General features: G+C 66.6%; 24 protein-coding genes, 2 tRNA genes, 5 pseudogenes and 1 riboswitch. Of the genes and pseudogenes, 15 read left to right on the top strand and 16 right to left on the bottom strand.

The genetic code is table 11. From position 1 onward, the window contains the following. The first annotated feature begins 130 nt into the window (after window positions 1–130). Window positions 131–805 carry a response regulator transcription factor gene (locus KZO24_RS11545; protein WP_008830164.1) on the top strand — a complete coding sequence of 225 codons (675 nt, stop codon included), beginning with the start codon at window positions 131–133 and terminating at the stop codon, window positions 803–805. Window positions 806–900: 95 nt separating this feature from the next. Here the strand turns inward: KZO24_RS11545 and KZO24_RS11540 are convergent, their stop codons facing one another. Both KZO24_RS11540 and KZO24_RS11535 read right to left on the bottom strand, forming a co-directional pair. Beyond that, window positions 901–1,509 (bottom strand): LON peptidase substrate-binding domain-containing protein, encoded by a 609-nt coding sequence (locus KZO24_RS11540; protein WP_008830163.1) that lies wholly within the window; start codon window positions 1,507–1,509, stop codon window positions 901–903. 5 nt (window positions 1,510–1,514) lie between these two features. Then, a complete protein-coding gene (locus tag KZO24_RS11535) occupies window positions 1,515–2,417 on the bottom strand; it encodes a tetratricopeptide repeat protein (RefSeq protein ID WP_486487171.1) in 903 nt (300 codons plus the stop codon). Window positions 2,418–2,631: 214 nt separating this feature from the next. On the opposite strand from KZO24_RS11535, the gene KZO24_RS11530 reads away from it, so the two are divergent. From KZO24_RS11530 to KZO24_RS11520, 3 genes are all read left to right on the top strand, one after another. Continuing rightward, a tRNA-Gly gene (locus KZO24_RS11530) sits at window positions 2,632–2,706 on the top strand. A 125-nt stretch (window positions 2,707–2,831) separates the two neighbouring features. Next, a complete protein-coding gene (locus KZO24_RS11525; protein ID WP_486486228.1) occupies window positions 2,832–3,176 on the top strand; it encodes a VanZ family protein in 345 nt (114 codons plus the stop codon). A 115-nt stretch (window positions 3,177–3,291) separates the two neighbouring features. After that, a tRNA-Gly gene (locus KZO24_RS11520) sits at window positions 3,292–3,366 on the top strand. A 165-nt stretch (window positions 3,367–3,531) separates the two neighbouring features. On the opposite strand, the gene KZO24_RS11515 is transcribed toward KZO24_RS11520, so the two are convergent. Both KZO24_RS11515 and KZO24_RS11510 read right to left on the bottom strand, forming a co-directional pair. Next, a complete protein-coding gene (locus tag KZO24_RS11515) occupies window positions 3,532–4,878 on the bottom strand; it encodes a TldD/PmbA family protein (RefSeq protein WP_271181958.1) in 1,347 nt (448 codons plus the stop codon). Window positions 4,879–5,074: 196 nt separating this feature from the next. After that, a complete protein-coding gene (locus KZO24_RS11510; RefSeq protein WP_430097935.1) occupies window positions 5,075–5,434 on the bottom strand; it encodes a hypothetical protein in 360 nt (119 codons plus the stop codon). 292 nt (window positions 5,435–5,726) lie between these two features. Between KZO24_RS11510 and lptB the strand changes: the two genes are divergently transcribed. From lptB to KZO24_RS11495, 3 genes are all read left to right on the top strand, one after another. Next, window positions 5,727–6,512 carry an LPS export ABC transporter ATP-binding protein gene (gene lptB, locus KZO24_RS11505; RefSeq protein ID WP_271181957.1) on the top strand — a complete coding sequence of 262 codons (786 nt, stop codon included), beginning with the start codon at window positions 5,727–5,729 and terminating at the stop codon, window positions 6,510–6,512. 131 nt (window positions 6,513–6,643) lie between these two features. After that, window positions 6,644–8,152, top strand: coding sequence for an RNA polymerase factor sigma-54 (gene rpoN, locus KZO24_RS11500; RefSeq protein WP_486486227.1), 1,509 nt, complete (start codon window positions 6,644–6,646; stop codon window positions 8,150–8,152). 181 nt (window positions 8,153–8,333) lie between these two features. Continuing rightward, complete coding sequence (locus KZO24_RS11495) at window positions 8,334–9,020, top strand: energy transducer TonB (protein WP_271181955.1); 687 nt, start codon at window positions 8,334–8,336, stop codon at window positions 9,018–9,020. A 295-nt stretch (window positions 9,021–9,315) separates the two neighbouring features. Here the strand turns inward: KZO24_RS11495 and dinB are convergent. Further along, a pseudogene (gene dinB, locus KZO24_RS11490) lies at window positions 9,316–10,442 on the bottom strand (DNA polymerase IV). 126 nt (window positions 10,443–10,568) lie between these two features. Here dinB and KZO24_RS11485 point away from each other — a divergent pair. Continuing rightward, complete coding sequence (locus KZO24_RS11485; RefSeq protein ID WP_486486226.1) at window positions 10,569–11,798, top strand: multidrug effflux MFS transporter; 1,230 nt, start codon at window positions 10,569–10,571, stop codon at window positions 11,796–11,798. A 17-nt stretch (window positions 11,799–11,815) separates the two neighbouring features. On the opposite strand, the gene KZO24_RS11480 is transcribed toward KZO24_RS11485, so the two are convergent. The 7 genes and pseudogenes from KZO24_RS11480 to crtY all read right to left on the bottom strand — a co-directional run bounded on the left by KZO24_RS11480 (window position 11,816) and on the right by crtY (window position 16,855). Next, window positions 11,816–11,962 carry a lmo0937 family membrane protein gene (locus tag KZO24_RS11480; protein WP_008829807.1) on the bottom strand — a complete coding sequence of 49 codons (147 nt, stop codon included), beginning with the start codon at window positions 11,960–11,962 and terminating at the stop codon, window positions 11,816–11,818. Between the two features lie 79 nt (window positions 11,963–12,041). After that, complete coding sequence (locus KZO24_RS11475) at window positions 12,042–12,167, bottom strand: hypothetical protein (protein WP_486487203.1); 126 nt, start codon at window positions 12,165–12,167, stop codon at window positions 12,042–12,044. A gap of 54 nt (window positions 12,168–12,221) precedes the next feature. Beyond that, window positions 12,222–12,997: pseudogene (locus KZO24_RS11470) on the bottom strand (phytoene/squalene synthase family protein); the annotation flags it as partial. A 154-nt stretch (window positions 12,998–13,151) separates the two neighbouring features. Further along, complete coding sequence (locus tag KZO24_RS11465; protein WP_008829805.1) at window positions 13,152–13,745, bottom strand: LOG family protein; 594 nt, start codon at window positions 13,743–13,745, stop codon at window positions 13,152–13,154. A gap of 1 nt (window position 13,746) precedes the next feature. After that, complete coding sequence (locus KZO24_RS11460) at window positions 13,747–14,184, bottom strand: hypothetical protein (RefSeq protein WP_271181951.1); 438 nt, start codon at window positions 14,182–14,184, stop codon at window positions 13,747–13,749. Continuing rightward, a pseudogene (locus KZO24_RS11455) lies at window positions 14,181–15,658 on the bottom strand (phytoene desaturase). Before KZO24_RS11455 ends, KZO24_RS11460 begins: the two are co-directional and overlap by 4 nt. Beyond that, window positions 15,655–16,855, bottom strand: a pseudogene (crtY, locus tag KZO24_RS11450) (lycopene beta-cyclase CrtY). The pseudogenes KZO24_RS11455 and crtY overlap by 4 nt, the downstream one beginning before the upstream one ends. 38 nt (window positions 16,856–16,893) lie before the next feature. Between crtY and KZO24_RS11445 the strand changes: the two are divergent. The 3 genes from KZO24_RS11445 (at window position 16,894) to KZO24_RS11435 (ending at window position 19,010) form a co-directional block, all read left to right on the top strand. Next, on the top strand, window positions 16,894–17,487 hold the full coding sequence (locus tag KZO24_RS11445) for a GNAT family N-acetyltransferase (protein WP_430097942.1): 594 nt from the start codon (window positions 16,894–16,896) through the stop codon (window positions 17,485–17,487). Window positions 17,488–17,579: 92 nt separating this feature from the next. Beyond that, entirely contained in the window at window positions 17,580–18,086 is a 507-nt protein-coding gene (locus tag KZO24_RS11440; RefSeq protein ID WP_486486225.1) for a DUF2585 family protein, read from the top strand. 120 nt (window positions 18,087–18,206) lie between these two features. Continuing rightward, window positions 18,207–19,010, top strand: coding sequence for a MipA/OmpV family protein (locus KZO24_RS11435; RefSeq protein ID WP_271181948.1), 804 nt, complete (start codon window positions 18,207–18,209; stop codon window positions 19,008–19,010). Here the strand turns inward: KZO24_RS11435 and KZO24_RS11430 are convergent. The 3 genes and pseudogenes from KZO24_RS11430 to KZO24_RS11420 form a co-directional block, all read right to left on the bottom strand. Next, window positions 18,998–19,605 (bottom strand): annotated as a pseudogene (locus tag KZO24_RS11430) (uracil-DNA glycosylase family protein). The gene KZO24_RS11435 and the pseudogene KZO24_RS11430 overlap by 13 nt on opposite strands. Before the next feature lie 46 nt (window positions 19,606–19,651). Further along, window positions 19,652–20,521, bottom strand: a complete 870-nt coding sequence (locus KZO24_RS11425; RefSeq protein ID WP_271181946.1) for a DUF1838 family protein — start codon at window positions 20,519–20,521, stop codon at window positions 19,652–19,654. Between the two features lie 243 nt (window positions 20,522–20,764). Further along, window positions 20,765–21,244, bottom strand: a complete 480-nt coding sequence (locus tag KZO24_RS11420; RefSeq protein ID WP_486486224.1) for an SOS response-associated peptidase family protein — start codon at window positions 21,242–21,244, stop codon at window positions 20,765–20,767. Window positions 21,245–21,287: 43 nt separating this feature from the next. Beyond that, window positions 21,288–21,398: riboswitch (TPP riboswitch) on the top strand. A gap of 63 nt (window positions 21,399–21,461) precedes the next feature. Here KZO24_RS11420 and thiC point away from each other — a divergent pair. After that, window positions 21,462–23,321 carry a phosphomethylpyrimidine synthase ThiC gene (gene thiC / locus KZO24_RS11415; protein WP_271181944.1) on the top strand — a complete coding sequence of 620 codons (1,860 nt, stop codon included), beginning with the start codon at window positions 21,462–21,464 and terminating at the stop codon, window positions 23,319–23,321. Window positions 23,322–23,459: 138 nt separating this feature from the next. Here thiC and KZO24_RS11410 read toward each other — a convergent pair whose 3' ends face one another. Further along, window positions 23,460–23,768 (bottom strand): alkylphosphonate utilization protein, encoded by a 309-nt coding sequence (locus KZO24_RS11410; RefSeq protein WP_271181943.1) that lies wholly within the window; start codon window positions 23,766–23,768, stop codon window positions 23,460–23,462. 120 nt (window positions 23,769–23,888) lie between these two features. On the opposite strand from KZO24_RS11410, the gene KZO24_RS11405 reads away from it, so the two are divergent. From KZO24_RS11405 to KZO24_RS11395, 3 genes are all read left to right on the top strand, one after another. Next, a complete protein-coding gene (locus tag KZO24_RS11405; RefSeq protein ID WP_008829356.1) occupies window positions 23,889–24,173 on the top strand; it encodes a hypothetical protein in 285 nt (94 codons plus the stop codon). Continuing rightward, complete coding sequence (locus KZO24_RS11400) at window positions 24,170–24,913, top strand: DUF72 domain-containing protein (protein ID WP_271181942.1); 744 nt, start codon at window positions 24,170–24,172, stop codon at window positions 24,911–24,913. Before KZO24_RS11405 ends, KZO24_RS11400 begins: the two co-directional genes overlap by 4 nt. Before the next feature lie 127 nt (window positions 24,914–25,040). Further along, window positions 25,041–25,634 carry a hypothetical protein gene (locus tag KZO24_RS11395; protein WP_211149765.1) on the top strand — a complete coding sequence of 198 codons (594 nt, stop codon included), beginning with the start codon at window positions 25,041–25,043 and terminating at the stop codon, window positions 25,632–25,634. The last annotated feature ends 13 nt before the right edge of the window (window positions 25,635–25,647 follow it).

The raw sequence follows: 25,647 nt of genomic DNA, 5'->3' as shown, positions 1-25,647 counted from the left end.
CCGGTTTTGCGAATTCACTGCCATGTCACCGATATGTCACCGGGTCGTCACACTCGGGAGGCAAAAGCCGCGCGTACGAAGGGTCCTGACCCTGGGGGCAGACTATCTCGAAAAGGCGGACAACGGGGCGATGCGGCGGATCGACATATTGCTGGCGAGCGAACTTTCGGGTGGGCTCGCGCCGTTTCGGCATGACCAGTTCGACGTCATGCTGCATCGCTGGACCGACTTTGCCGAACTACCGCTGATCGAGGGGGCCTTGTGGGTCTTCATCGACTGGGTGCTGCCCGAGATGTCCGGCCTCGAACTGTGCCGCCGCCTGCGCGCGGACAGCCTGACCGCCCATGCCCACGTGACCATGGTGCTGGAGGAGGACAACCAGGAGGATCGCAAGCGTGCCTTGCGCATGGGCGCGGACGACTACATGGTCGGCCCGCTGACGCGCAATGCCCTGCTCGACCGGGTGCTCGGCGCCAACCTCGGCGAGCAGGACAGCGCGGGCATCCGCGTCGTCACGCAGGGCGAGCTGATGGTGGACGTCGCTGCGTTCCAGGCGCGTTTCCAGGGCAAGCCGATCTCGCTCATGCCCAACGAACTGCGCCTGCTGCGCTACTTCATCGAGCACCCCGGCCGGGTATTCAGCCGCACGCAGCTGATCTCGGCGCTCGGCAAGCAGGAGCCGCCGGTGGACGAACGCACGGTGGACGTGTGGATCGGCCGCCTGCGCCGGGCGCTCAAGGGCGTGGGTGCGGGCAACCCGCTGCGCACAGTGCGTTCGCTGGGGTATGTGTTCGATACGGTTTGATGCGTTTTTCGTCATTGCGAGCGAAGCGAAGCAACCCAGGGCGGCGTAACACTGCCCTGGGTTGCTTCGCTTCGCTCGCAATGACGAGGTAGAAGCTACTGCAACGTCGCCCCATCCTCGTCACCATCGCCCGCGCGGCCGAAGAACTGCATCAGCTGCACCAGCAACTCGCACCGCGCCGAGAGCCCCGAGGCTTCCAGCAGCGCCTGCTTGGCGGCCGGATCGAACGGCGCGATCTGCGAGACGCCGTTGATCAGCGACATGTCGTCGAGCCGCCCGACCTGCTCCCAGTCGACCACATAGCCCTGCGCCTGCGCGAACCGCTTCGCCTCGCGCTCGAAGCTGGCGCGCTCGATCGGGGCGAGCACTTCCTCGGGCTCCTCCAGCAGTTCCGCCTCGACCTGACGGAACGGCGTGGTCACGTCGAGTTCGCGCAGCACGCGGAAGCGCTTCTCGCCGTCGAGGATGATGTTGAAGCGGCCGTCTTCCAGCGCCTCGACATCGCCGATGCGGCCCAGGCACCCCACCGCGAAGAGCGGGGCGCCCTCGAAGCCCTTCTGCGGCTGGATCATGCCGATCAGCCGGTCGCGTGCGAGGGCGTCGCTCACCATCGCGCGGTAGCGCGGCTCGAAGATGTGGAGCGGCAGTTGCAGTCCCGGGTAGAGCACCGCGCCGGTCAGCGGGAAGATGGTGATCCGCGCCAACCGCGTCAGCCGAACAGGACGGTCGAGAGCTTGCGGCGCGTGGCCGAAACCCACGGGTCTTCGAGGCCGATCGCTTCGAAGATTTGCAGCAGCTTGGCCTTGGCCGCGCCCTCGTTCCATTCGCGGTCGGCCGTGATCATGCGCAGCAGCGTTTCGGCGGCGCCGTCGCGCTCACCGGCGGCGAAGGCGGCACCGGCGAAGGCGAACTGCGCTTCCATGTCGGCGGGGCGCTCGGCTGCGGCGGCGCGCAGGGCGGCCAGTTCGCTGTCCTCGGGCTTGTCCTTGGCGAGTGCCAGCACGCCGCGCGCGCGCTCCACATGCGGGTCGGTGGAGAGCGGTTCGCCCAGCAGATCGAGAACCTGCTCGCCTTCCTCGATCCGCCCGGCGGCGACGAAAGCGCGGACCAGACCGCCAAGCACTTCGCCGTTGTCGGGCGCCATCTCGAGGATCTGCATGAAGATGCTCGCGGCGCGTTCGCCGTCACCCTCGGCCAGCGCTTCCTCGCCCATGGCGATCAGCGGGGCGAGGTCGGGCGCGGGTTCGGCGCCGCCCGGCTGTACCGGCAGCTTGGCGAGCAACTGATCGAGCATGCCCTTGAGCTGCGATTCGGTGCGGGCGCTGGTGAGGTCCGCCACCGGCTGGCCCTGGAAGATCGCGTAGACGGTCGGGATCGACTGCACGCGGAACTGCGCGGCGATGAACTGCTCCTCATCGACGTTGACCTTGGCGAGCAGCACGCCCTTGTCCGCGTATTCCGCGGCGACCTTTTCCAGCACCGGGGTCAGCGCCTTGCAGGGGCCGCACCACTCGGCCCAGAAGTCCAGGATCACGAGCTGGGTCATCGAAGGTTCGGCGACCGCCTTGCGGAACCGGTCCACGGCCTTCTGCTCGTCGAGGTTGAGACCCATGCTGGCCAAGATTCGTGCTCCAATTACGAAAAATCAGTTCCCTAGATTGGCCTTTCGCGCGCGTTTGTGAAGGGAGAATGCGCCAATTCGGCCCGTTTCCGAGGCTGTCGCAAAAACTTTGTCTTTTATGCTTGCCGACCTTTCGAACCGCTGCTAGTGGGCCGCCTCCACACCGGACGGGCCGCTTTCCAGCAGGCCTTTTCGAAACGCCAGAGCGGGCGTAGCTCAGTGGTAGAGCACAACCTTGCCAAGGTTGGGGTCGAGGGTTCGAATCCCTTCGCCCGCTCCAGTTTTCCCACATCGCAAAACTACCTCCTGCAAAGGACCGGCCTCAAGGGACCGACGGTGTTCTGCGCGTCCGGGATCGGGCAAGTTCAGTTTGAATTTGCTGCGCCGCACCACGATAGTGGTGCCATGCAGAACCTCTTCCAGATCCTTTTCTGGCTGGCGCTGGTCTTTGCGGTGACGATGGCCGTGCTGCCGCATCCACCGCACTTTCCCGGTGAGCCCAGCGACAAGTTCCAGCATATGATGGCTTTCGCAACGCTCGCGGTGCTGGGCGTGCTCGGCTATCCGCGCGTGCCCAAGCTGGCAATCGCGGCAGGACTGGTGCTGCTCGGCGCGGGGATCGAGGTGGTGCAGATGATCCCCGCGCTCCACCGCGATGCGGAACTGATGGACCTCGTCGCCGACACTTTCGCGATCCTCGTCATGCTCGGCGCGATCAGCCTTGTGTTGGGGCTGCGCAAGGCTCGGTAAAATTTGTGACGCATTTTTTGTGACGTGGGGCTCTTGCAGAGGTCGCGAACCGCTGCTAGTGGCCCCTCCACCCGGACGGAAGCGGTCTTCATCGCACTGTCCGTCAAACGCCAGAGCGGGCGTAGCTCAGTGGTAGAGCACAACCTTGCCAAGGTTGGGGTCGAGGGTTCGAATCCCTTCGCCCGCTCCAGTTTGACCTTCCAGCCATCGCTATCCCGCCGGATCCGAAATCGCGCGTGCCCGGCTGTTTTCGGCCAGACTTCGTCATTGCGAGCGCAGCGAAGCACTCCAGGGCGGCTTGCGCGACTCTGGATTGCTTCGCTGCGCTCGCAATGACGAAGTGCAAGGCGAGGAATCAATCCCCCGCCACGGTCATCCCGTCCACGCGCAGCGTCGGCACGTTGATCGCGCGGTGCCATTCGAGGTCGTTCGCCGCCGTCAGCTGAGCGAACATGCGCAGGAGGTTGCCCGCCACGGTGAACTCCGCCACCGGCCCGGCCAACTCGCCATCGACGATGCGGAAGCCCGCGGCGCCGCGGCTGTAGTCGCCGGTGACGCCGTTGACGCCCTGGCCGATCAGTTCGGTCACGTAGACCCCGTCCTTCACGTCCGCCATCAGTTCTTTGGGCGACAGCGTCCCCGCCGCGAGGTGGACGTTGCCGGTCGATACGCCCGGGGCGCCGCCGCCGTTGCGCGCGGCGTGGCCGGTCGGCGCAAGGTTCAACTGCCGCGCTGAGGCCGAATCGAGCAGCCAGCCGGTCAGGCGCCCGTCCTCGACAATATTGCGCGCCGAGGTGGCGAGGCCCTCGCCATCGAACGGGCGCGAGCGCAGGCCGCGCGGGGTGTGCGGATCGTCGGCGATCAGGATGCCGGGGGCGAAGATTTGTTCGCCCAGCTTTTCCAGCAGGAAGCTGGAGCGGCGCGTGATGGCGCTGCCTGTGATCGCGCCGAGCAGGTGGCCGACCAGCGAACTGGACACGCGCGGGTCGAAGATCACCGGCATGGCGCCGCTCTTGAGCTTTCCGGAGCCGAGCTTGGCGACGGTGCGCTCCCCGGCAAGGCGGCCGATTTCGGCGGGGGAGGGCAAGTCTGCATGGTGGTGCGTGCTGCGCCAGGCATTGTCGCGCTGCTTGTCCGAGCCGTCGCCGCCGACGACCGAAGCGCTCAGCGAATGGCTGGTCGAGCCGTAGGCGCCGGAAAAGCCGTGGCTGGTGGCGAGCGCGAAGACGCCGTGCCCGAAGCTGGCGGTGCCGCCGTCGGAATTGGTGATGCCGGATACCGCGCGCGCGGCGTCCTCGGCCTCCAGTGCGGCTTCGCGCAGGGCCTCGGGGCTGGGTTCGTGCGCGTCGATCAGGTCGAGCTCGGGCCAGGGGCCGCGCGTCAGCAGTTCATCGGGGGCTAGGCCGGCATAGGCGTCCTCGGGCGCGGCGCGGGCCATGTCGATGGCGCGGGCGGCCAGTTCGTCGAGCGCGGCGGGGGAGAGGTCGGACGAGCCGATGCTGGCCGAGCGCTTGCCCACGAAGACGCGCAGCGCGATGTGCTCGCTTTCGGAGCGTTCAACTTCCTCCAGCTTGCCGAGGCGGACCTGTATGCCTTCGGAGGAACTGGCGCCATAGACCGCGTCGGCGGTCTCGGCCCCGGCGCGGCGGGCGCGCTCCACGAGGTCAAGCGCGCGGTCCCTTGCCTGATCCGGACTGAGCATGACCTGTGAAACTCCCGATAAAAAGCCGAACTTGCGGCCTTGCCCTAGTCGCGGTGCAGGCGAAGGGCAAACGGGAGTTATCCGCGCTCTCGTCATTGCGAGCGCAGCGAAGCAAGCCAGAGCGGCTCAAGACTGCCCGGGATTGCTTCGCTGCGCTCGCAATGACGAAGAGGTGGGGCAGGGGGAGGTCAGGAATTCAGGCGAAGAGCAGAGCCAGTCCCTTGAACAGCGCGGTGAGGGCGAAAGGCAGGCCGATCGCCAGAAGCCACAGCGCCAGCCGGTCCCGCCGGTAATAAGGTGCGAGGGCCGGGTCGTGCGCCTGTTCGTCGGTCAGCCCGTTCCAGCGCGCTTCGAAGCGGCGGCATGCCGGGATGATGGCGACGACGAGGATCACCAGCGCGAAGTACGGCAACAGCGAGCCGCCATGCGCCTTGAGCGCGCCGATGGTAACGAAGATCTGCAGCGCCGTGTAGACCAGCAGCGCATAAGCGATGTGGTCGCTCATCTTGCGGCGCCAGTCGCTGACCTGAGCGCCTGCAATTGGCGAATCCGTCACGGGTCCGCCGTATGATCCCGAGTGCGACTGCTCGGGGTGGGAACTGGAACCTCGCACCGGCTGGTGCGCTGCATGGTCCGTCATCCTGTCCATAAGGGCGATTCTCCTCGACCTCTTGATGCTGAGTACATCACCGAAAGGCGTTCATGACAAGTTCAGTTCCAGATTCCGCAAGTGCGAAGGGCTCCGCAGTCCGATTTCCCCCGAGTCATGCACGAATCCTGCCAGTCGCGTCGCCTAAGCGGAAATGCCGTCTTGCGGGGGCGTGCCTGCCTGCGGTAAGTGCCCGGCGATGACGGCAGAATTTCAGCAGGATCACGGCCCCGCAGCCACCGACTCCGCACTTCTGGCGGAGCGTGGCGGGCTGGAGGTCATCTCGATCGCCAAGAGCTACGACAAGCGCGCGGTGCTCACCGACATTTCGCTTTCGGTCGCGAAGGGCGAAGTGCTGGGCCTGCTCGGGCCGAACGGCGCGGGCAAGACGACGTGCTTCTACTCGATCATGGGGCTGGTCCGGCCCGACTCCGGGCGTATCCTGATGGACGGCGTCGATGTGACCCGCCTGCCGATGTACCGCCGTGCGATCCTGGGTCTGGGCTATCTGCCCCAGGAAACCTCGATCTTCCGAGGCATGACGGTGGAGCAGAACATCGGCGCGGTGCTTGAACTCAACGAGCCCGACCGCGACGTGCGTCAGGCCGAACTTGACCGCCTGCTCGACGAATTCGGCCTGACCCGCCTGCGCACCAGCCCGGCGATGGCGCTCTCGGGCGGTGAACGCCGCCGCTGCGAAATTGCCCGCGCGCTGGCCGCCAAGCCCTCGATCATGCTGCTCGACGAGCCGTTCGCGGGCATCGACCCGCTTTCGATCTCGGACATCCGCGACCTCGTGCGCGATCTCAAGACGCGCGGCATCGGCGTGCTGATCACCGACCACAACGTGCGCGAGACCCTCGACATCGTCGACCGCGCCTGCATCATCTACGGCGGCCAGGTGCTCTTCGCCGGCAGCCCGGAAGCGCTGGTGGCGGACGAGAACGTGCGGCGCCTTTATCTGGGCGAAGGCTTCACGTTGTGATTCTTCGGCGTGCCGGGGCCAATCGTGGTGCAGGTGCTTCGACAAGCTCAGCACGAGCGGGGGTGGGGGTGGATTTCCTTTTCCCGCTCATCCTGAGCTTGTCGAAGGATCACAGCACGGACCTCTGATCGATGGCGCTGGGGCCGCGCCTCGATCTCAGGCAGAGCCAGTCGCTGGTCATGACGCCGCAGCTTCAGCAGGCGATCAAGCTGCTGGCGCTGTCCAACCTCGAGATCGAGACTTTCATCGGAGAGGCGCTCGACGCCAACCCGCTCCTCGATGTGGGCGCGCAGGCGCCTGCCGCCGAGACGGTGGAGGCACCCGCCGAGGCGCGCGTAACGGCGCTGGAGACGTCCGGCGTGGATCGCCTGATCGGCGAGGGCCGCGCTGCCGACGATCGCCCGCTCGACATCGATACCGGCGCTCTCGACCGTGACCGCGACACCGGCGACGGCGCCGTCCGCGACGAGACATGGGGCGCGGACCTGCGGCTCAGCGGAGCATCGGGCGGCGAGGAAGGCCCCGGCATCGACGAACGCGCGGCCCTCGGCGGCACGCTGGCCGAACACCTCGAAGCGCAAGTCGGCGCGGTCGCGCGCGATCCCTTCACCGAGGGCGTCGCGCGCTACATCATCGGCCAGCTCGACGAGGCGGGCTACCTGCCGGTGAGCCTGTCCGAACTTGCGGGCGACCTCGGCGTCGATCCCGGCGAGATGGAGGAAGGGCTGGCGCTGGTCCAGGCGCTCGACCCCACCGGCGTCGGTGCGCGCAGCCTGTCCGAATGCATTGCCCTGCAGGCGCGCGAGGCGGATCGCTACGACCCGCTCATGGCCAAGATGATCGACAATCTCGACCTTCTGGCCAAGGGCGAATTGCCCCGCCTCAAGCGCATCTGCGGCGTGGACGACGAGGATTTCGCCGACATGCTCGCCGAACTGCGCGGCTACGACCCCAAGCCAGGCCTGCGCTTCGGCGGCGAGCCGAGCGGCGCGGTGACGCCCGATATTCTGGTGACGGCGCGCAGCGATGGCGGCTGGGACATCGCGCTCAACCAGGCGACGCTGCCGCGGCTGATCGTCAATCGCGGCTATTACGTGGAAATGAAAGGCGAGTGCGACGACAAGGCGTCGCGCGCGTGGCTGTCGGACAAGCTGGCGGATGCGAACTGGCTGATCAAGGCGCTCGACCAGCGGCAGAAGACCATCCTCAAGGTTGCGGCCGAACTTGTGAAGCAGCAGGACGGCTTCTTCCGCAAGGGTGTCGCGCACCTTCGGCCGCTGACCCTGCGCGCGGTGGCGGAAGCGATCGGCATGCACAGATCGACCGTCAGCCGCGTGACCTCGAACAAGTTCCTCAACTGCCCGCGCGGGACTTACGAGCTGAAGTACTTCTTCAGTTCGGGCGTCGCCTCGGCGGACGGCGAGGGCGGGGCCTCGGCCGAGGCGGTCAAGGCGGCGATCCGTCAGCTCATCGATGCCGAGGATGCGAAGGCGATCCTGTCCGACGACGCGCTGGTGGACCTGCTGAAGGGCAAGGGCTTCGAACTCGCCCGGCGTACCGTCGCCAAGTACCGCGAGGCGATCGGGCTCGGCAGTTCGGTGCAGCGTCGCCGCCAGAAGGCACTCGCAGGCGCGCGTTGATTTCGCACGCTATTGCAATGCAGCGCATGCTAACCACGCTGATCATGTGGGCGCCCTGTTAAATACTTGGCATGTTTAGTAAAAAGTAATTTGCAAGAATTATGACTGTGTTATCTTCTCGCTGACCGGTGCCGTACCTGCGGTGAACGGCAGGATACGGGCCGCTGTTGAGGAGAAGCCCATGTCTTATGTCGACGGGAATTCCGGAAGTACACGCAAGGCCCTGACTGGTGGTGTCGTCGTCCTGATCCAGGGCGGTCTGGCACTGGCGCTGATCAACGGTTTCGCGGTGACCTTCTTCGAGAAGGAGAAGCCGCCGCACCTTGCCAGCGAGTTCTTCCCCACCAAGCCCGTCACCCCGGACCTGCCGCCACCTCCGACCGCAGAGCCGGACCAGAAGCTGGTGCGCGACATGCCGATCAGCGCGCCGCTGCCGCGCTTGGACATCACGCCCAAGGCCGCGATCACCGGCGTCACCGTCGATCCGATGCCGGTAAGCGGCGCAACCGAGTTCAGCAGCGACTTCGTGCTGCCCTCCACCGCGCCGAGCGAACCGGCGGCCCGTTTCACGCCCAAGGTCGCCCGGCCGCGTGGAAATGTCGCGGGCTGGGTCACCACTGCCGACTACCCGACCGCCGACATTCGTGCAGGGAATACCGGGACGGTGCGCTTCCGCCTCGCCATCGATGCCGATGGCCGCGTGTCGGGCTGCACGGTCACGCAGTCGAGCGGCTTTCCCGGCCTCGATGCGGCGACCTGCCGCAACGTGACCCGGCGCGCCCGCTTCGATGCGGCGAGCGATGCCACCGGCGGCAGGGCTGCAGGGACTTACGACGGGACCATCCGCTGGGTGATCCCGAACGACTGAAGCGCCCTTGGCGGCCTTCGGGTCGCCCGGCCGGGGTGTGGCTCGTTCCGCCAACCAGAGCCCGCTCCGGCCGTCAATTATGGCGGGAACTTGTGGGGCGGACGCGGGTTTAGTGATTGTGTCCCCGGTCAAGGGCGGTCCTCAGGGGCCGCCCTTCCATTTTTGGGGCCGCTTATCCTCCCTGTCGCGCAGCGATGGGGAGGTGGCAGCCCGCAGGGCTGACGGAGGGTTCTCCCCTCCACCACTCGCTACGCGAGCGGTCCCCCTCCCCATTCCTTCGGGACAGGGAGGATTCCTACAACAGCGATAACTGCCCGTCCTTCGCGGGCCGCGCGTCTTCCTCGCGCTGCTCCAGCGCCGAAAGCGTCAGGCCCATCAGGCGGATCGGCTGGGGCAGGGGCAAGTGGTCCTCCAGCAAGGCATGGCCGATCGTCGAGAACTCCGCCTTGTCCGCCACGAAATGATGCAGCGAGCGGGCGCGGGTGAGGGTCTGGAAGTCGGCGTAGCGCAGTTTCATCGTCACCGTCCGCCCGCGCGCGCCGGAGCGTTCGATGCGCTCCCACACCGTATCGACGATGTGGTCCATGGTTTCGCGCAGGGCCCCCGGGTCCTCGATGTTCTCGAAGAAGGTGCGCTCGCCGCCTACCGACTTGCGCGGGCGATCGGCACGTACCTGGCGCAAGTCGACGCCCCGTGCGGCGCGGAACAGGTACTCGGCGAAGCTGCCGAAGTTGGCGCGCAGGAAGGCGAGGTCCTTGCCCGCAAGGTCGGCGCCGGTCTCGATGCCGAGGCGCGCCATCTTCTCCGCCCCGCGCGGGCCGACGCCGTGGAAGCGGCGCACCGGTAGCCCGGCGACGAACTGCGCGCCCTCGCCGGGGCGGATGACGCAGAGGCCATCGGGCTTGTTCTGGTCGCTGGCGAGCTTGGCGAGAAACTTGTTGTAGGACACCCCGGCGCTGGCGGTCAGCTGGGTATCGGCCCTGATCCGGCGACGGATCTCCTGCGCGATGCGGGTGGCCGAGCCGATGCCCTTGAGGTCGGCGGTGACGTCGAGATAGGCCTCGTCGAGCGAGAGCGGTTCGACATGGGGGTATAGTCGAGGAAGATCGCGCGGATCTGCTGGCTGACCTCGCGGTAGACCTCGAAGCGCGGCTTGCGGAACACGAGGTCCGGGCAAAGGCGAACGGCGCGGGCCGAGGGCATTGCCGAGCGGACGCCGAACTTGCGCGCCTCATAGCTCGCCGCCGCCACCACGCCGCGCCCGGACGAGCCGCCGACCGCTACGGGAAGCCCCCGGATCGAGGGATCGTCCCGCTGCTCGACGCTGGCGTAGAAGGCGTCCATGTCGACGTGAATGATCTTGCGCAGGCCGTCGGCCTCGTCCTCTCCCGATCCGGGGCGATGATCGTCCTGCGAAAACATGTGATATCATATAGCGCTGTTCGGGCCGAATGCGCCATCCGGAGCGGGATTTCACTGGCCATCCAATGCCAAGTGCGGCATGCGCCAGCGCATGACCTCCCCGCACCACGCTCCGAGAAGTTCCCGATGGGGGAGCTGGAATTCGTCGTCATGATGGCCTCTTTCCAGGCCCTGCAAGCGCTGGCGATCGACGTCATGCTGCCCGCGCTCGGCGCGATCAGCACCGACCTGCATCTTGCCGATCCCAACCAGCGGCAGTTGATCGTCGGCGTGTTCCTGATCTGCTCGGGGCTGGGCTCGCTGTTTCCCGGGGCGCTGGCCGACCGCTTCGGGCGGCGCCCGGTGGTGCTGACGGCGATCACGACTTACGTGCTGCTCTCCATGGTCTGCGCGGTTTCGGCCAGTTTCGAGCTGCTGCTGATCGCGCGCGGGGTGATGGGCTTCGTGACCTCGGCGATGATCGTCATGCCGATGACCATCCTGCGCGACCGGTTCGAGGGCGACCGCATGGCGCGCAGCCAGTCGCTGATCGCGATGACCTTCATGGTGGTGCCGATGATCGCGCCGATGCTGGGGCAGACGGTGCTGCTGTTCGCGGGATGGCGCTGGATATTCGGGATCATGGGCGTTCTGGCGGCCTGCGTCTTCACCTGGGCGTGGATGCGCCTGCCCGAGACACTGCACCCCGATTTCCGCCAGCCGGTAAGGCTCAGCGTGATCGCGGGCAACATGGGGCTGGCGCTGAAGGAGCGGGCGGCCTTCGGCTATTTCCTCGGCGCGGCCTTCGTGCAGGGGGCGCTGTTCGGCTATATCAACAGCGCGCAGCAGCTGGTGGGCGAGCACTTCGGAGCGGGGACGATGTTCCCGGTGATCTTCGGCTGCATGGCGCTGGTCATGGCCTGCACCAACTTCGCCAACGCGCGCATCGTCGAACGCTTCGGCGCGCGGCGCGTGTCGCACGCGGCGCTGCTGGGGTATATCGTGCTGGGGAGCATCCACCTCGTGCTGGCGATGCGGGGCGAGGGGCTGTGGACCTTCCTGCCGCTGATGACGCTGTCGATGTGCATGCTCAGCTTCATCGGCTCGAACTTCCAGGCGATCTCGCTGCAGCCCTTCGCGCGGATCGCGGGGGCGGCGGCCTCGGTCATGGCGTTCGTGCGGATGGTGCTGGGGGCGACGCTGGGGTCGCTGATCGGACAGGCTTACGACGGCACCGCGCGGCCGATCATGGCGGCCATGGTGATCTGCGGGCTCATCGCGCTGGTGCTGGTGCTCTATTCGGAGGGCGGACGGCTGTTCCGCCGTCTCAACCCGCCGGAGTATTACCGCAATGCGCCTCCGCCAGTCGGTCACTGACGGGGCGCACGCGCTTTTTATACCCTGCGGCCGCGGAACAGCTGCACGAGACCCACGACGATGGCGATCACCAGCAGCACGTGGATCAGCGCGCTGGAAACATGGAACACGACGAAGCCGAGCAGCCAGAGCACGATGAGGATGGCGGCGATGGTGAATAGCATGGACGTAGCTCCCAACAGTTGTGTGCGTGGGTAACGCCGGGTCCTACGGATTTGTTTCCGGTCTATTGCTTAGAGGGTTTCACGTCGTCCGGGACGACGAAAGGCGTGCCAGTTCGCGGCGCGATGGCCGGGGTATCGGCGCGGGTACGGGCTCACGCTTGGCCTCGAAGAAGGCGCCTGCGATCAGCCGCAGCTTCTGGAGCATGCTCACCCTTGCGCGGTGGTCCCATGCATGGGCGCCGAGGCGTTCGACCTCCCGCGCGATGCCGCCGTAGATGCCCGCTGCCGAGAGCACGGCCCAGCGCTGCCGGAACGCCAGCTTCGCCGCGCCGACGCGGGCGGACGCCTCGTATTCGCGTGCCATCGCGCAGGCGCGCGCGACTTGCGGGACGAGGGCGTGGCGATAGTGCGGCTTGGTGATCTCGCCGGGGGGATGTCGGCCTCCACCAGCCATTCGACCGGCAGGTAACAGCGGCCGTTGGCGTCGTCTTCCCACACGTCGCGCACGATGTTGGCGAGCTGAAAGGCGATGCCGAGGTCGCAGGCGCGGTCGAGCGTGTTCTCGTCGTCGGCGGGCACGCCCATGACGGCGGCCATCATCACCCCCACCGCGCCCGCTACGTGGTAGCAGTAGCGCAGCATGTCGGTTTCGGAGCGCGGGCGCCATTCGGCGGCGTCGAGCGCGAAGCCGGCGAGCACGTCCTCGACCATGGCGGGGGTGATCGGCGTCTCGCGCATGAGCTGGCCGAGTGCGTCGAAGGCGGGCGAGCCGGTCGCTTCCCCGGCCATCGCCAGTTCGGTGAGGGTGCGGATCGTGGCGAGGCGCGATTCGGGGTCGAGCTTGCCGGGGGTGGAGGCGCCTCCGTGATCCTGCTCGTCGGCGATGTCGTCGCAGGCGCGGCACCAGGCGTAGAGCAGCCAGACCCGCTCGCGCGTTTCGCGGTCGAACAGGCGGCTGGCGGCGGCGAAGCTCTTCGACCCGAGGCGGATGGATTCGCGCGCCTCGGCGACGAGGGCGGCGCGGTTAAACGGCATTGCCGCTGGTCTTCCGTTCACCCCACCCGTCGTCATTGCGAGCGTAGCGAAGCAATCCAGGGCAGTGCCACGCCGCCCTGGATTGCTTCGCTACGCTCGCAATGACGAACGAGGGGGACAAGCCCTCCCTCGCCCGAACGGCAGGCCACGCGCATCACAGCGTGTTCGGGTCCATGTTCACGATCGGCACGATCGGCTGGTGCGCGTGCATCCGGTCGAGCAGCGGCGCCAGTTCGGTATCGGCCAGCAGGATACCCTGGTGCGCCGGGCGTACGAAGCCGACTTCGGCCATGTGGCGGTTGAACGCCAGCAGCCCGTCGTAGAACCCGAAGGCATTGAGCACGCCGACCGGCTTGTTGTGATAGCCCAGCTGCGCCCAGCTCACCGCTTCCCACAGCTCGTCCATGGTGCCGACGCCGCCGGGCAGGACCAGGAAGCCGTCGGACAGTTCGGTGAACTTGGCCTTGCGTTCGTGCATGGTCTTCACGATCGTGAGTTCGCAATCGTAGTTGGCCACTTCGCCGCCCTTGCCGTCCTTGCCGGTGAGCGCTTCGGGGATGACGCCGATGCACTCGCCGCCTGCTGCCAGCGCGGCACCGGCGACGGCGCCCATGAGGCCGAGGCGACCGCCGCCGTAGACGACGCCGATGCCTTGCGTGGCAAGCGCGGTGCCGACGTCCGCGGCAAGCTGGACGTAGCGGGGATCGGCGGGAGTGGCGGAGCCGCAATAGACGGCGAGACGCTTCATGTCAGTCAACTACCTTGATATTAACCAGCGCGCCCTCCGGAAGATCGCGCGTCTGCCGGGCGAGGTCACCCGTGATTTGGATGAGGCGGACGAAATCGATCCGCACCAGATGTTCGTGGGCATAGTCCCCGGCGACGAGCGCCTGCGGGGTGAGGCTGTAGACCTCGCCCGATGCGGGAGGCCCTAGCCGCTTTACCGCCGCATCGACAAGGGCGTCCGCGCGCCAGATCGCCTTCGTCTCGTCCAGGGCCATGTGCGCCCTGGCCTCCGCCTCGGTGCCGAGCGGGGTGACTTCGCCGAGATCGGGATCGACGTAATGGAACGCGCCCGCATCGTCGGTGACGAGCATGTGCCCCATCAGGCTGTGCGCGACGACCTCGGCGAAGTGCACGCCGGTCCAGCCCCATGCGGCATTGAGCGCGTGGACTTCCCGGCTCACCTGAGGTCTTCCAGCATAAGCTTGGCGGTGGCCTTGGCGCTGCCGACGACGCCGGGAATTCCCGCGCCCGGATGCGTGCCCGCGCCGACGAGGTAAAGGTTCTTCAGCTTGTCGTCGCGGTTATGGCCGCGGAAGAAGGCGCTCTGCGTCAGGATCGGCGAGAGGCTGAAGGCATTGCCCTTCCACGCGCCGAGGTCCGCCTCGAAATCGGGCGGGGCGTAGTGGAAGCGGGTGACGATGCGGTCCTCGATGTCGGGGATCAGGCGGCGGCCGACTTCGCGGATCACGCGCTGTTCCAGCACCGGGCCGACTTCCGCCCAGTCGATCGGCAGCTTGCCCATGTGGGCGACGGGGACGAGCGCGTAGAAGGTGCTCTTGCCCGGCGGCGCCATCGAGGGATCGGTGACGGTCGGGTGATGGAGATAGATCGAGAAATCGCGCGGCAGCACGCCATGCTCGAAGATGTCGTCGAGCAGGCCCTTGTAGCGGGGGCCGAACAGGATCGTATGGTGCGGGATGCCGGGCCAGGTGCCCTCCAGCCCGAAGTGCACGACGAACAGGCTGGGCGAGAAGCTCTTCTTGGTCAGGCTCCTGGCCATCTCCTTGCCGCGCACCGTGTCGCCGAGGAGGCTGGCGTACGTATGCATGAGGTCGCCGTTGGAGGCGACCGCGTCGAAGCGTTCGCGCCAGCCGCTCTCGCATTCGACTTCGGTGACCTGATCGCCGATGGTGTGGACCTGCCGGACCTTGTCGCCGACGCGCAGCGTGCCCCGAGCCGCTCGAACAGGTTCGCCATGCCCTGCGCCAGCTTGTTGGTGCCGCCCTTGGTCCACCACACGCCGCCGTCCTTTTCCAACTTGTGGATCAGGGCGTAGATCGCGCTGGTGCTCATCGGGTTGCCGCCGACCAGCAGGGTGTGGAACGACAGCGCCTGGCGCAGATGCTCGTCCTTCACGTAGTGCGAGACCATCGAATAAACCGAGCGCCACGCCTGATAGCGCATCATCGCCGGTGCGGCCTTGATCATGCTGGAGAAGTCGAGGAACGCCTCGTGCCCCAGCTTGACGTAGCCTTCCTGCCAGACCCCGGCGGCGTAGCGTTCGAACTCCTCGTACCCGGCAAGGTCGCCGGGGGCGACGCGGGCGATCTCGCGGCGCAGGGAACCTTCGTCGTTCGAGTAGTCGAAAGTGACACCATCGGTCCAGTTGAGGCGATAGAACGGCATGACCGGCATCAGCGTCACGTCGTCGGCGATGTCGTGGCCGGAGAGCTTCCACAACTCGCGCAGGCATTCCGGATCGGTGACGACGGTGGGGCCGGCATCGAAAGTGAAGCCCTCGCGCTGCCAGGAGTAGGCGCGGCCGCCGACCTTGTCGCGCGCTTCGATCAGGGTGGTGGCGATGCCGCTGCTCTGGAGCCGGATCGCGAGGGCAAGGCCGCCGAAACCGGCGCCGATGACGCAGGCCTTCTTCACGATACGGCTCCCAGATCAGCCAGCGGACGCCCGCGTCCGGTCAGGCTGGCGAGCGCCGCGCCCACCGGCACCGGCGGCTTTCCGGCCAGCACCCGCGCCATGTCGAGCGGGGTCGAGCGGCCTGCGTAGAATCTCTCGATCAGCCCTTCGGGCAGCGTGTAGAAGCGCGCCAGCATGCGCCAGCGGTCCGGGCCGTGTGCGGCGCCAAAGAGCATCTTGCTCAACATTCGATAGAAGCGCCCTTGGCGCCAGTGCTGTGCGGCCCTGTCATGACTGGTCCTCAATAGGGCGGACCCGGAGAGATTGTCGAGGCTGGTCAGGTAAAGCGCAGAATCTTGTCGCATCGGGAATCGAGTAGGATGTCAGCGGATGGCACAAGGCGGCGCGGGTTCCGGCACGCGGCAGGGGGCTTCCGGCGCGCCAGAACGCCTCGAAATCCCCCTCGGCGATGACGGGAAGGACGCCGGTTTCCTCGTAGGCAACGCTCTCGACCTGCCAGCCTTGCGCGCGGGCATAGTCGGCGATGCGGGTGCGCAGGGCCGGGAGGTCGAGGTCGGAGGTATCGGAATAGTACGTATCCTCGACGAAGACCTCGGTATCGGAGAAGGGCAGGCAGTAGACGAAGCGGTAGCCGTCGATCTGCGCGACGGTGGCATCCATCACCACCGGCCGCGCCAGCCCATGCGGCGCGGCGAGGCGCAGGGACTGGCCGACGAACTTCTGCCAGCCGCCTGTCATGTGCGGCAGGCCCCGGCTCCCCCGCGCGTCGATCACCGCCCCGGCGGCGAAGCGGCGACCATCGGACAGGGTGACGCTGGTGGCGTCGGCGTGCTCGACTTCGAAGCCGGTGACGATGGCGTCGGCGGGCAGCGCCGCGCGCACCGCCGCGTCGAGCTTTGTGCCCGTTGCGCTCCGGTAGGGTGTCGTTAGGTGCCGCCTGGTGCCGGGAAAACGCACCTCGTAATCGTCCCAACGGGCAACGACGATGGGGTCCAGCAGCGCCTCGCCGCCTTCGGGCAGGTCGCTGGCGAAGAAGGACCAGACGTGGTCCCCGCCAAGTCGCTGATCACGCTCGAATATCGCCACACGAAGGTCCGGTCGCCGCGCCGCGAAGGCAAGCGCGATCAGCCCGCCGGCAAGGCCGCCGCCTAGTATCGCGAGGTCACAGAACGCCGGATCGGCCGATTTTTGCTGCATCGCGGCGTTGTTTAGGCACTGCGAACGATTGCTGCAACTTGGCAGACCCCTCGCTTTACTGCATGTTCGTGACGATGACAGGGCAACTCACAGGCCAACTGGCCGTTTGCGACGCCGCATCGGGGGATGCGGCCGCAATAGCCGAGATTTACGCGCACTACGTGCTGGAAAGCACCGCGACGTTCGAGACCGAACCACCTGACGAGGCGGAATCGGAACGGCGGATGCGCGAACTGATCAAGGGCGGCTATCCCTTCCTCGTCATGCGCGACGACGACGACCGCGTGCTCGGCTTCGGCTTCGCCCAGCGCTACGGCCCGCGCATCGGCTATCGCTACAGCGTCGAGACGACGATATACGTGTGCCAGGACAGCCTGAACCGCGGGATCGGCAGCGCGCTGCTTCAGGAACTGCTCACCGAGTGCGAGAAGCGCGGTTTCCGGCAGGCTTTCGCGGTGATCGCAGCCTCGGAACCGGCTTCGGTCGTGCTCCACGCGCGGGCGGGGTTCCTGCCGGTCGGTACGCTGACGGCGGCGGGCTGGAAGCACGGTCAGTGGATCGACGTGTTCCTCATGCAGCGCCGCCTCGGCGACGGCAATGAGACGCTGCCCGAAGGCGCCGCCGCATCCTGAACCTCGCGGGACGCTCGCCCCTGCTGCCGCATCGTCCGGCGGCGTGGCTGGCGCTTTGTCTTGGCCTTGCGCTGCTTCTGGTTGAGCTTTCGATGGGCCGCCCGGGCATCTGCCCTTGCGGCGTCGTGCGATTCTGGGCTGGGGACGTACAGTCCGACCAGAATAGCCAGCAGATCGCTGACTGGTACAGTTTCAGCCACGTCATCCACGGGCTCATCTTCTACGGAATCGCGCGTGCGCTCTGGCGGTGGACTGCGCTGGGCCGCGTCCTGTCGCCGCGCTGGGCCTTGCCGCTGGCGGTGGCTTTCGAGGGAGGCTGGGAATTGCTGGAGAACTCGCCCCTGATCATCGATCGCTACCGTTCAGTCACTATCAGCTACGGTTACAGCGGCGACAGCGTGCTCAACTCGCTGAGCGACGTGGGGTGGATGGCGCTGGGTTTCATTGTCGCCGCGCGCCTCCCGCCCCGAGCCAGCGTAGCTCTGGCGCTGGTGTTCGAGGCGTTCACGCTGTTCATGATCCGGGACAACCTGACCCTCAACGTCCTGATGCTGGTGCACCCGATCGAGGCGGTGCGTGACTGGCAGTCGTCGGCCTGAAAGCCAAGCGAGGCAACTGTTAGGTCCCGCAAAGCGTTGGTCTCTCAAGATCTTCAGGGGACCGTCATGAATTCACGCCTTGTCTTACGGATTTGCACGGCATCTGCCGCCCTTCTTTCGATGCCCGCCATCGCGCAGGAGGCGCCGCAGCAACAGCCGACCGAGAACGTCCTCGACGGCGATTACCTGACGGTCGGCGTCGGTGCGGTCTATGTTCCCAGCTATCGCGGCTCGGATGACTACATCCTCTCGCCGGTGCCGCTGGTGCGCGGCCATTTCAAGGGCGTGGACATCAATCCGCGCGTTGCGGGCGTGGCGCTGGACTTCATTCCCGACGACAAGGATTCGGGCATCGGCTTTTCGCTGGGGCCGGTGGTCACGGCCTCGTTCAATCGCAACCGGCGCGTGCGGGACGAGGTCGTGCGGGCGGCAGGCAAGCTCGATCCGGTTATCGAGGTCGGCGTCAGCGCGGGCGTGACCAAGTACCGCGTGCTGCACGACTACGATACGCTCACGCTGTCGAGCGACGTGAAGTGGGATGTGAACGGCGCCTACAAGGGCATGGTCTGGTCCCCCGCGATCAGCTACACGACGCCCCTGAGCCCGGCGGTCGTCACGGTGCTGGCGGTCAGCGCCCGCCGTGTCGATGACAAGTTCGCGCGCTACTATTACTCGGTGAATCCGGGGCAAAGCCTTGCGAGCGGGCTGCCGGTCTACAATGCCAAGGGCGGCTGGGACAGCGTCAACACCTCGCTGCTGATGGCCTATGATCTCTCCGGCGACGTGCGCGACGGTGGGCTTTCGGTGTTCGGGGTGGCGAACTATTCGCGCATGCTGAACGACGGCAAGGACACGCCGTTCACCTCGCTGCGGGGCAGCGCGAACCAGTGGGTCCTGGGCGCGGGCGTGGCCTATACGTTCTGATGCGGGGAGCCTTCGACGGCTTCGATCACCTTTCGGCGCAAGTCAGGCAGCACTTCCGCTTCGAACCACGGGTGCTTCGCCATCCACAGCCGGCTGCGCCACGCCGGATGAGGGAGCGGGAACAGCCCATCCGGCGCCTCGCGCCACCGTCGCACCGTTTCGGTGAGGTTGGGCGCGAAGCCGCGCGGCAGGTAGCGTTTCTGGGCGTACTGCCCCACCAGCAGGGTCAGGCGCCGCTGCGGCAGTTCGGCCAGCAGCGGCGCGTGCCAGCGCGGGGCGCATTCGGGGCGAGGGGCTTGTCGCCGCCGCTCGCCTTGCCCGGATAGCAGAAGCCGGAGGGCATCTGCGCGACTTTCGCGGTGTCGTAGAACATGGCCTTGTCGAGCCCCAGCCAGCCGCGCAGCCGGTCGCCGCTGTCGTCGTCCCAGCCTATGCCGCTGGCATGGACCTTGCTGCCCGGCGCCTGCCCGATAATGAGCAGGCGCGCGGACGGGCTGGCCGCGACGAACGGGCGCGGCTCGAAGCCCAGCGCCGTCTCGCACAGGCGGCAGGCGCGGATTTCGCCGAGCAGGGTGTCGAGGGTCGCGGAGGCCATCTACCGCAGATGGCCACCTTCCTTGCCTGAGACAAGGCGTGCCCTGTTACCCCGCCTTGTCGAGAGCGGCGATGGGGTCCTTGGCGATCTGCGGATAATACGTCTCGAGCATGGCGTGCCAGTCCGCCGGAAGGTCTTCGAAGCGCTTCACCTTGCCGCCGTTGCCGAACAGATTGAGCGTACCGGGGCGATCGCCCATCCGCAGCCATTCCGGCCAGCTGCGCACGTCGTTGGACTGCACCCGCGTGTCGACGTTGGTGACCGCCGGGTCCAGCACCAGCGCGCTCGGCGCGGACAGGGTGCTCACTTCGTTCAGATAGGACACCGAGCCGTCGGGAGCGGTCACTCTGGCGTGCGAGCGGTCGCGCACCGCGATCTCGCCGGTGCGCAAGGTGAAGGGCACGGCGGGGGTGTGGACGTGCTCGAAGCGGGGCGTACCCGGGACGTCGGGAATGTCGATCTCGTTGGTCGCCGAAACCCGCACGCGCGTGGGGATCGGGCCGCGACCGCCGACTTTCACGGTCTCTCCCGTGATCGGGTTGCGGAGGTCGGTGAGGCGACGGCCGGTGTCGATATCGACGCGGAAGCTGATCTCCAGGTCGATCAGCTCGAAACTGCCGTCGGCGTTGTGCGTGATGCGCTGGATCGATCCGAGATTGATCGCATAGACCGGGATCAGGTCGCCGCCCGTCGCGGCCATGTACGGACCCTTGATCCACGAGAAGACGAGGCCGTCGTCCGTGCGATAGCGCAGCTTGCGATAGATCAGCGAGGCATCGGCCGCATTGGCGGGATCGAGCAGGCGCTTCTTCGGCGTTGCGGCCGCCGCCGGAAGCGAGGCTGCGGCAAGCGCGGTGGCGCCCAGTCCCAAGGCGGTTCGTCGGTTCAGTTTTGCCGCGTCGTTCTGGTCGATCATTTTACACTCCCCTTACTGCGATCGAGAAAGTTGATCGTTATCGGAGGAGCAACAAGCATGCGGCATGGGATTGATCGCGTCTCGGATAGCGATGGGCTCAGCCCGCCACGCGCATCTCCATGAGGGACGAGGAGTAAGGCACGATGAGGCTCTTCGCGCGGTCCCAGGCGCCGCGCAGCCAGGTGTCCTGCACGGCCGGATCGGGTGGGAGGATCACCGGCATCGTCTCTCGCCCCTCTGCTCTCAGTGCCGCGTTCGCTTCGCAGGCGAGGAGGGCGAAGGAGGGATCTCGCTGTCCTTCCATACCGCCGCCATGGCGAAGACCGGTAGGTCGGCGCAGGCGAACCAGCACTGGCGGCGCTTGCCATCCGTGGGCGAGGGGCGGCCCCACTCCATGAAGGCGGTGGCGGGCACCAGGCAGCGGAACTCGCTGTTGCGCAAGTTGCCGATCCAGAACGGGCTGTCGAGGTTGCGCACCGTCAGGATGCCGCGCTGCTCGTGCACCGAGGGCGGCGGCGGTACGCCCCAGAGGCGCGGGATCATCCGGCGCGGGGTGCGATAGTGCGGCCTCGGCCCGGCGATCGCCTCTCGCCCAGCCGTGATGACCGGCGCGAACTGCCCGGGCGCGACGTGGCCGCCGTCCCACGGGTCATTGCCGGATTCGGCCCCGAAGGAGCGTGCGACATGCGGCGCGGGCGCGTCGAGGCGATAGAGCATCGGCATGGGCTCAAGCCTCTAGACCCCGCCGATACGCGCGTCTATCACTGCGCCGTCCCCGGGGAGCCAGCAAGTGGCTGAGAGTTGTGGGTATGCTCCACAAGACCCGTCGAACCTGAACCCGTTAGTACGGGCGGAGGAAGTGGAGCGTCGGGTTTGAGCATGTTTCAACGCCCGCAATGCGTCTCTTTTTTCGTCCCATGGAGAAAAAGAGAGGCAATCCATGGCAGACATCAATTCCAAGCTCGAGATCGGCGTGACCACCGGCCCCATCCGTGGATCGAGGAAGATCCACGTCGGCCCGCTGGGCGTGGCGATGCGCGAAATCCACCTCGAACCCGGCAGCGGCGAGGCACCGGTGCGGGTCTACGACACCTCCGGCCCTTATACCGATCCCGATGTCACGATCGACATTTCGGCGGGCCTCGCCCCCAAGCGCCGCGAATGGATCACGGCGCGCGGCGACGTGGAGGATTACGCCGCGCGCGAGGTGAAGCCCGAGGACAACGGCCTCAAGGGGCCTGACCGTTCGGCAGGGGTTCCGGCCTTCCCCAACGTCGTCAGGCGGCCCTTGCGCGCGAAGGCGGGCATGAACGTCAGCCAGATGCACTACGCCCGGCGCGGGATCATCACGCCGGAGATGGAATATGTGGCCGAGCGCGAGAACCTCGGCCGCGCCATGCTCAGGGAATACGTGCGCGACGGGCAGGACTGGGGCGCATCGATCCCGGACTACGTGACGCCCGAGTTCGTGCGCGAGGAAGTCGCGCGCGGCCGCGCCATCATCCCCTCCAACATCAATCACCCCGAAAGCGAGCCGATGGCGATCGGGCGCAATTTCCTTGTCAAGATCAACGCCAACATCGGCAACTCTGCCGTCGCGTCGGACGTGGCGAACGAGGTCGACAAGATGGTCTGGTCGATCCGCTGGGGCGCCGACACCGTCATGGACCTTTCGACCGGGCGCAACATCCACGACACGCGCGAATGGATCATCCGAAACTCGCCCGTGCCGATCGGCACCGTGCCGATCTATCAGGCGCTGGAGAAAGTCGGCGGCATTGCCGAGGACCTGACCTGGGAAGTCTTCCGCGACACCCTGATCGAACAGGCCGAGCAGGGCGTCGATTACTTCACCATCCACGCCGGGGTTCGCCTGCCCTTCGTGCCGCTGGCGGCGAAGCGCGTCACCGGCATCGTCAGCCGCGGCGGCTCGATCATGGCCAAGTGGTGCCTGGCGCATCACAAGGAATCGTTCCTCTACGAACGCTTCGACGAAATCACCGAGATCATGAAGGCCTACGACGTCGCCTACTCGCTGGGCGATGGCCTGCGCCCCGGCTCGATCGCGGATGCCAACGACGAGGCGCAGTTCGCCGAACTCTACACGCTGGGGGAACTGACGAAGCGCGCCTGGGAGCAGGACGTGCAGGTCATGATCGAGGGGCCGGGCCATGTGCCGATGCACAAAGTCAAGGAGAACATGGAAAAGCAGCTGGCCGCCTGCGGCGAGGCGCCGTTCTATACCCTCGGTCCGCTCGTCACCGACATCGCTCCAGGCTACGATCACATCACCAGCGGCATCGGTGCCGCGATGATCGGCTGGTACGGCACGGCGATGCTCTGCTACGTGACGCCCAAGGAGCACCTCGGCCTGCCCGACCGCGATGACGTGAAAGTCGGCGTGGTTACTTACAAGCTGGCCGCCCATGCCGCCGATCTGGCGAAGGGCCACCCGGCGGCCAAGGTCCGCGACGATGCATTGTCCCGCGCCCGTTTCGAGTTCCGCTGGCGCGACCAGTTCAACCTGTCTCTCGATCCCGACACGGCGGAGCAGTACCACGACCAGACGCTGCCTGCGGAGGGCGCGAAGTCGGCGCATTTCTGCTCGATGTGCGGGCCGAAGTTCTGCTCGATGAAGATCAGCCAGGAAGTGCGCGAGTTCGCCGCGAAGCAGAACCAGCCGGTTGAAACCTTCGTCGCCGCCGAAGAGGCGGAGGCCGGCATGGCCGAGATGAGCAAGGTGTTCCGCGAAACCGGCAGCGAACTCTACATGGGGGCAGGCGGGCGCGAGCACGACTGACTCTGCGAACGAGTTGGATCTAAACCTTCTTTGTCATCCCCGCGAAGGCGGGGACCCATCTGACGGGCGTGCAACATGAAACGTCAGGAGATGGGTTCCCGCCTTCGCGGGAATGACGGAGGAGTGGGGAGGCACGGCTCACCGCTTGCGCACGAACTCCGCGCGCAGGACGAGGCCTTTGATGCCGGGGTAGCGGCAATCGATTTCCTGCGCGTCACCGGTCAGGCGGATCGCGGGGATCACCGTCCCGCGCTTCAGCGTCTGGCCTGCGCCCTTGACGTCGAGGTCCTTGATCAGCGTCACCGAATCGCCGTCGGCGAGCACATTGCCGACCGCGTCGCGGACTTCCACGGCATCGGCCGCCGCGCGCTTCGCCGTCAGTTCCGAGGCGGGCAGCCATTCACCGCTGTCCTCGTCGTAGACATAATCCTCGTCGTCGTCTGCCATGACCTATTTCTCCTGATGCCTCGCGCCCTTGGCAGCGCGACGCGCGTTTGACCAGCAGCATGCCGCCTTCGCAGCATCGAGCGCCGGTGCTACGCTGCCTCTTCCCAAGGAGGGCCACGCATGCGCAACCCGACCACCGACTGGATGAAACTCGCCCACGACAGCTACTGGCTCTGGGCGGAATCGCTCATGGTCATGGGCATGCGCACCAGCGACATGATGACCGGCAAGGGCAGCGACCGCGAGAACGCGCTGATGGTCTCGGAAAAGGTCAGGGCCGCCGCCGAAGTGGGCATGATGCTGGCGACGTCGAGTGCATCTCCGAAGACCGCCGGAAAGGCCGTGCGCCATTACCGCCGCAAGGTCACCGCAAACCGTAAACGCCTCGCCCGGAAGAAATCATGAGTGTTCACATCGGCATTGGCGGCTGGACTTATGAACCATGGCGCGGGCTGTTCTATCCCAAGGGCCTCACCCAGTCGCGCGAACTGGCCTACGTCGGCGAACACCTGACCGGCACCGAGATCAACGCCACCTTCTATCGCGGCCAAAGTGCCGCCAGCTTTGCCAAGTGGCGCGACGCGGTGCCCGGCGGCTTCCGCTTCGCGCTCAAGGGCAGCCGGTACTGCACCAACCGCAAGGACTTGTCCGAGGCGGGCGAGAGCGTGGCGCGGTTCATGGCGCAGGGGCTGGTCGAACTGGGCGACAAGCTCGGCCCGATCAACTGGCAGCTTGCCGCCACCAAGAAGTTCGATGCGGCCGAGATCGCCGCCTTCCTCGCCCTGCTGCCCGCCAGCCACGAGGGCCTGACGGTGCGCCACGCGATCGAGGCAAGGCACGAGAGTTTCGACGATTCGGCCTTCTTCGACTTGTGCCGCAAGGCCGGGGTAGCGGTGGTGCTGGCCGATTCGCCCAAATATGCAGTGCTGGATGCGACGGACTGCGCTCCGTTCGTCTACGCCCGCCTGCAGAACGCGCAAAGCGAACTGGAACAGGGCTATCCGGACGAAGACCTCGACACATGGGCAAAGCGTGTCGGCGACTGGACCGGACAAGGCCGCGAAGCATTTGTCTTTTTCATCAATGGCGCGAAGGAGCGGGCGCCTGCTGCGGCAATGAAGCTGATCGAGAAAGTCGGGCGCTGAGGATGCTGCAGGGTGCGACGCCGACAGTCCCGGGAGCGCGAGGGTAATAACCCTCGCATTTTCTTACCCTTGGCATCTTTGTCGATCGCCCCGGCAACCTGAGCGATTGCGATCCGTTTCGGCTATCATGAAACGGATTGCCGCGCTCGCCGCTCTCGTCCTGTTGCCCCTCGCCGCCTGCTCGTCCGGGCCGGAGGAGCCGAGTGTCACCGCTTCCGCGAGCGAGGAGGCTCTGGCCGGCGAGGCCGCGCCTTCGGAGGCTGCGCCCGCCGTCACTCCCGCGAGCGACCCTAAAGTGCTTGGCCTGGAGGGGCTGGGTGACCTGAAGATCGGTCAGCCGGTACCCAAGGGCAGTTCCTGGGCGTCACGCGGCGCACAGGAAAGCGACAGTTGCACAGCGATCAGCTCGCCTGACTACCCCGGTGTCTATGCCATCGTCACCGAGGGCAAGGTGCGCCGCATCACGCTGGGCGCGAATTCCACCGTCAAGCTGGCCGAGGGTATCGGCGTCGGCGCGACCGAGGGCGACGTGAAGAAGTGGTTCGCCGGTTTCCGCGAGGAACCGCACAAGTACGAGGCGGCGCCCGCCAAGTACCTGACCGCTCCCAATGCCCGCCCCGGAGAATCGGCGCTGCGCTTCGAGATCAAGTCTGACGGCAAGGTCGGCCTGATCCATGTCGGCGAGATGCCGGTGCTGGCCTATGTGGAAGGCTGTGGCTGAGGGGTTTCCCGGG

Source organism: Novosphingobium sp. NFX11, from assembly GCF_057376415.1.
The sequence above is the reverse complement of the archived record's forward strand: the minus strand, read 5'-3'. Positions and strand labels throughout refer to the sequence as shown.

Coding starts and splice junctions, on each gene's coding strand:
- KZO24_RS11545 (WP_008830164.1), top strand. CDS start 131: ATGCGGCGGATCGACATATTGCTGGCGAGCGAACTTTCGGGTGGGCTC.
- KZO24_RS11535 (WP_486487171.1), bottom strand. CDS start 2,417: ATGGGTCTCAACCTCGACGAGCAGAAGGCCGTGGACCGGTTCCGCAAG.
- KZO24_RS11525 (WP_486486228.1), top strand. CDS start 2,832: ATGCAGAACCTCTTCCAGATCCTTTTCTGGCTGGCGCTGGTCTTTGCG.
- KZO24_RS11515 (WP_271181958.1), bottom strand. CDS start 4,878: ATGCTCAGTCCGGATCAGGCAAGGGACCGCGCGCTTGACCTCGTGGAG.
- lptB (WP_271181957.1), top strand. CDS start 5,727: ATGACGGCAGAATTTCAGCAGGATCACGGCCCCGCAGCCACCGACTCC.
- rpoN (WP_486486227.1), top strand. CDS start 6,644: ATGGCGCTGGGGCCGCGCCTCGATCTCAGGCAGAGCCAGTCGCTGGTC.
- KZO24_RS11495 (WP_271181955.1), top strand. CDS start 8,334: ATGTCTTATGTCGACGGGAATTCCGGAAGTACACGCAAGGCCCTGACT.
- KZO24_RS11485 (WP_486486226.1), top strand. CDS start 10,569: ATGGGGGAGCTGGAATTCGTCGTCATGATGGCCTCTTTCCAGGCCCTG.
- KZO24_RS11480 (WP_008829807.1), bottom strand. CDS start 11,962: ATGCTATTCACCATCGCCGCCATCCTCATCGTGCTCTGGCTGCTCGGC.
- KZO24_RS11475 (WP_486487203.1), bottom strand. CDS start 12,167: ATGCTCCAGAAGCTGCGGCTGATCGCAGGCGCCTTCTTCGAGGCCAAG.
- KZO24_RS11465 (WP_008829805.1), bottom strand. CDS start 13,745: ATGAAGCGTCTCGCCGTCTATTGCGGCTCCGCCACTCCCGCCGATCCC.
- KZO24_RS11440 (WP_486486225.1), top strand. CDS start 17,580: ATGGGCCGCCCGGGCATCTGCCCTTGCGGCGTCGTGCGATTCTGGGCT.
- KZO24_RS11435 (WP_271181948.1), top strand. CDS start 18,207: ATGCCCGCCATCGCGCAGGAGGCGCCGCAGCAACAGCCGACCGAGAAC.
- KZO24_RS11425 (WP_271181946.1), bottom strand. CDS start 20,521: ATGATCGACCAGAACGACGCGGCAAAACTGAACCGACGAACCGCCTTG.
- KZO24_RS11420 (WP_486486224.1), bottom strand. CDS start 21,244: ATGCCGATGCTCTATCGCCTCGACGCGCCCGCGCCGCATGTCGCACGC.
- thiC (WP_271181944.1), top strand. CDS start 21,462: ATGGCAGACATCAATTCCAAGCTCGAGATCGGCGTGACCACCGGCCCC.
- KZO24_RS11410 (WP_271181943.1), bottom strand. CDS start 23,768: ATGGCAGACGACGACGAGGATTATGTCTACGACGAGGACAGCGGTGAA.
- KZO24_RS11405 (WP_008829356.1), top strand. CDS start 23,889: ATGCGCAACCCGACCACCGACTGGATGAAACTCGCCCACGACAGCTAC.
- KZO24_RS11400 (WP_271181942.1), top strand. CDS start 24,170: ATGAGTGTTCACATCGGCATTGGCGGCTGGACTTATGAACCATGGCGC.
- KZO24_RS11395 (WP_211149765.1), top strand. CDS start 25,041: ATGAAACGGATTGCCGCGCTCGCCGCTCTCGTCCTGTTGCCCCTCGCC.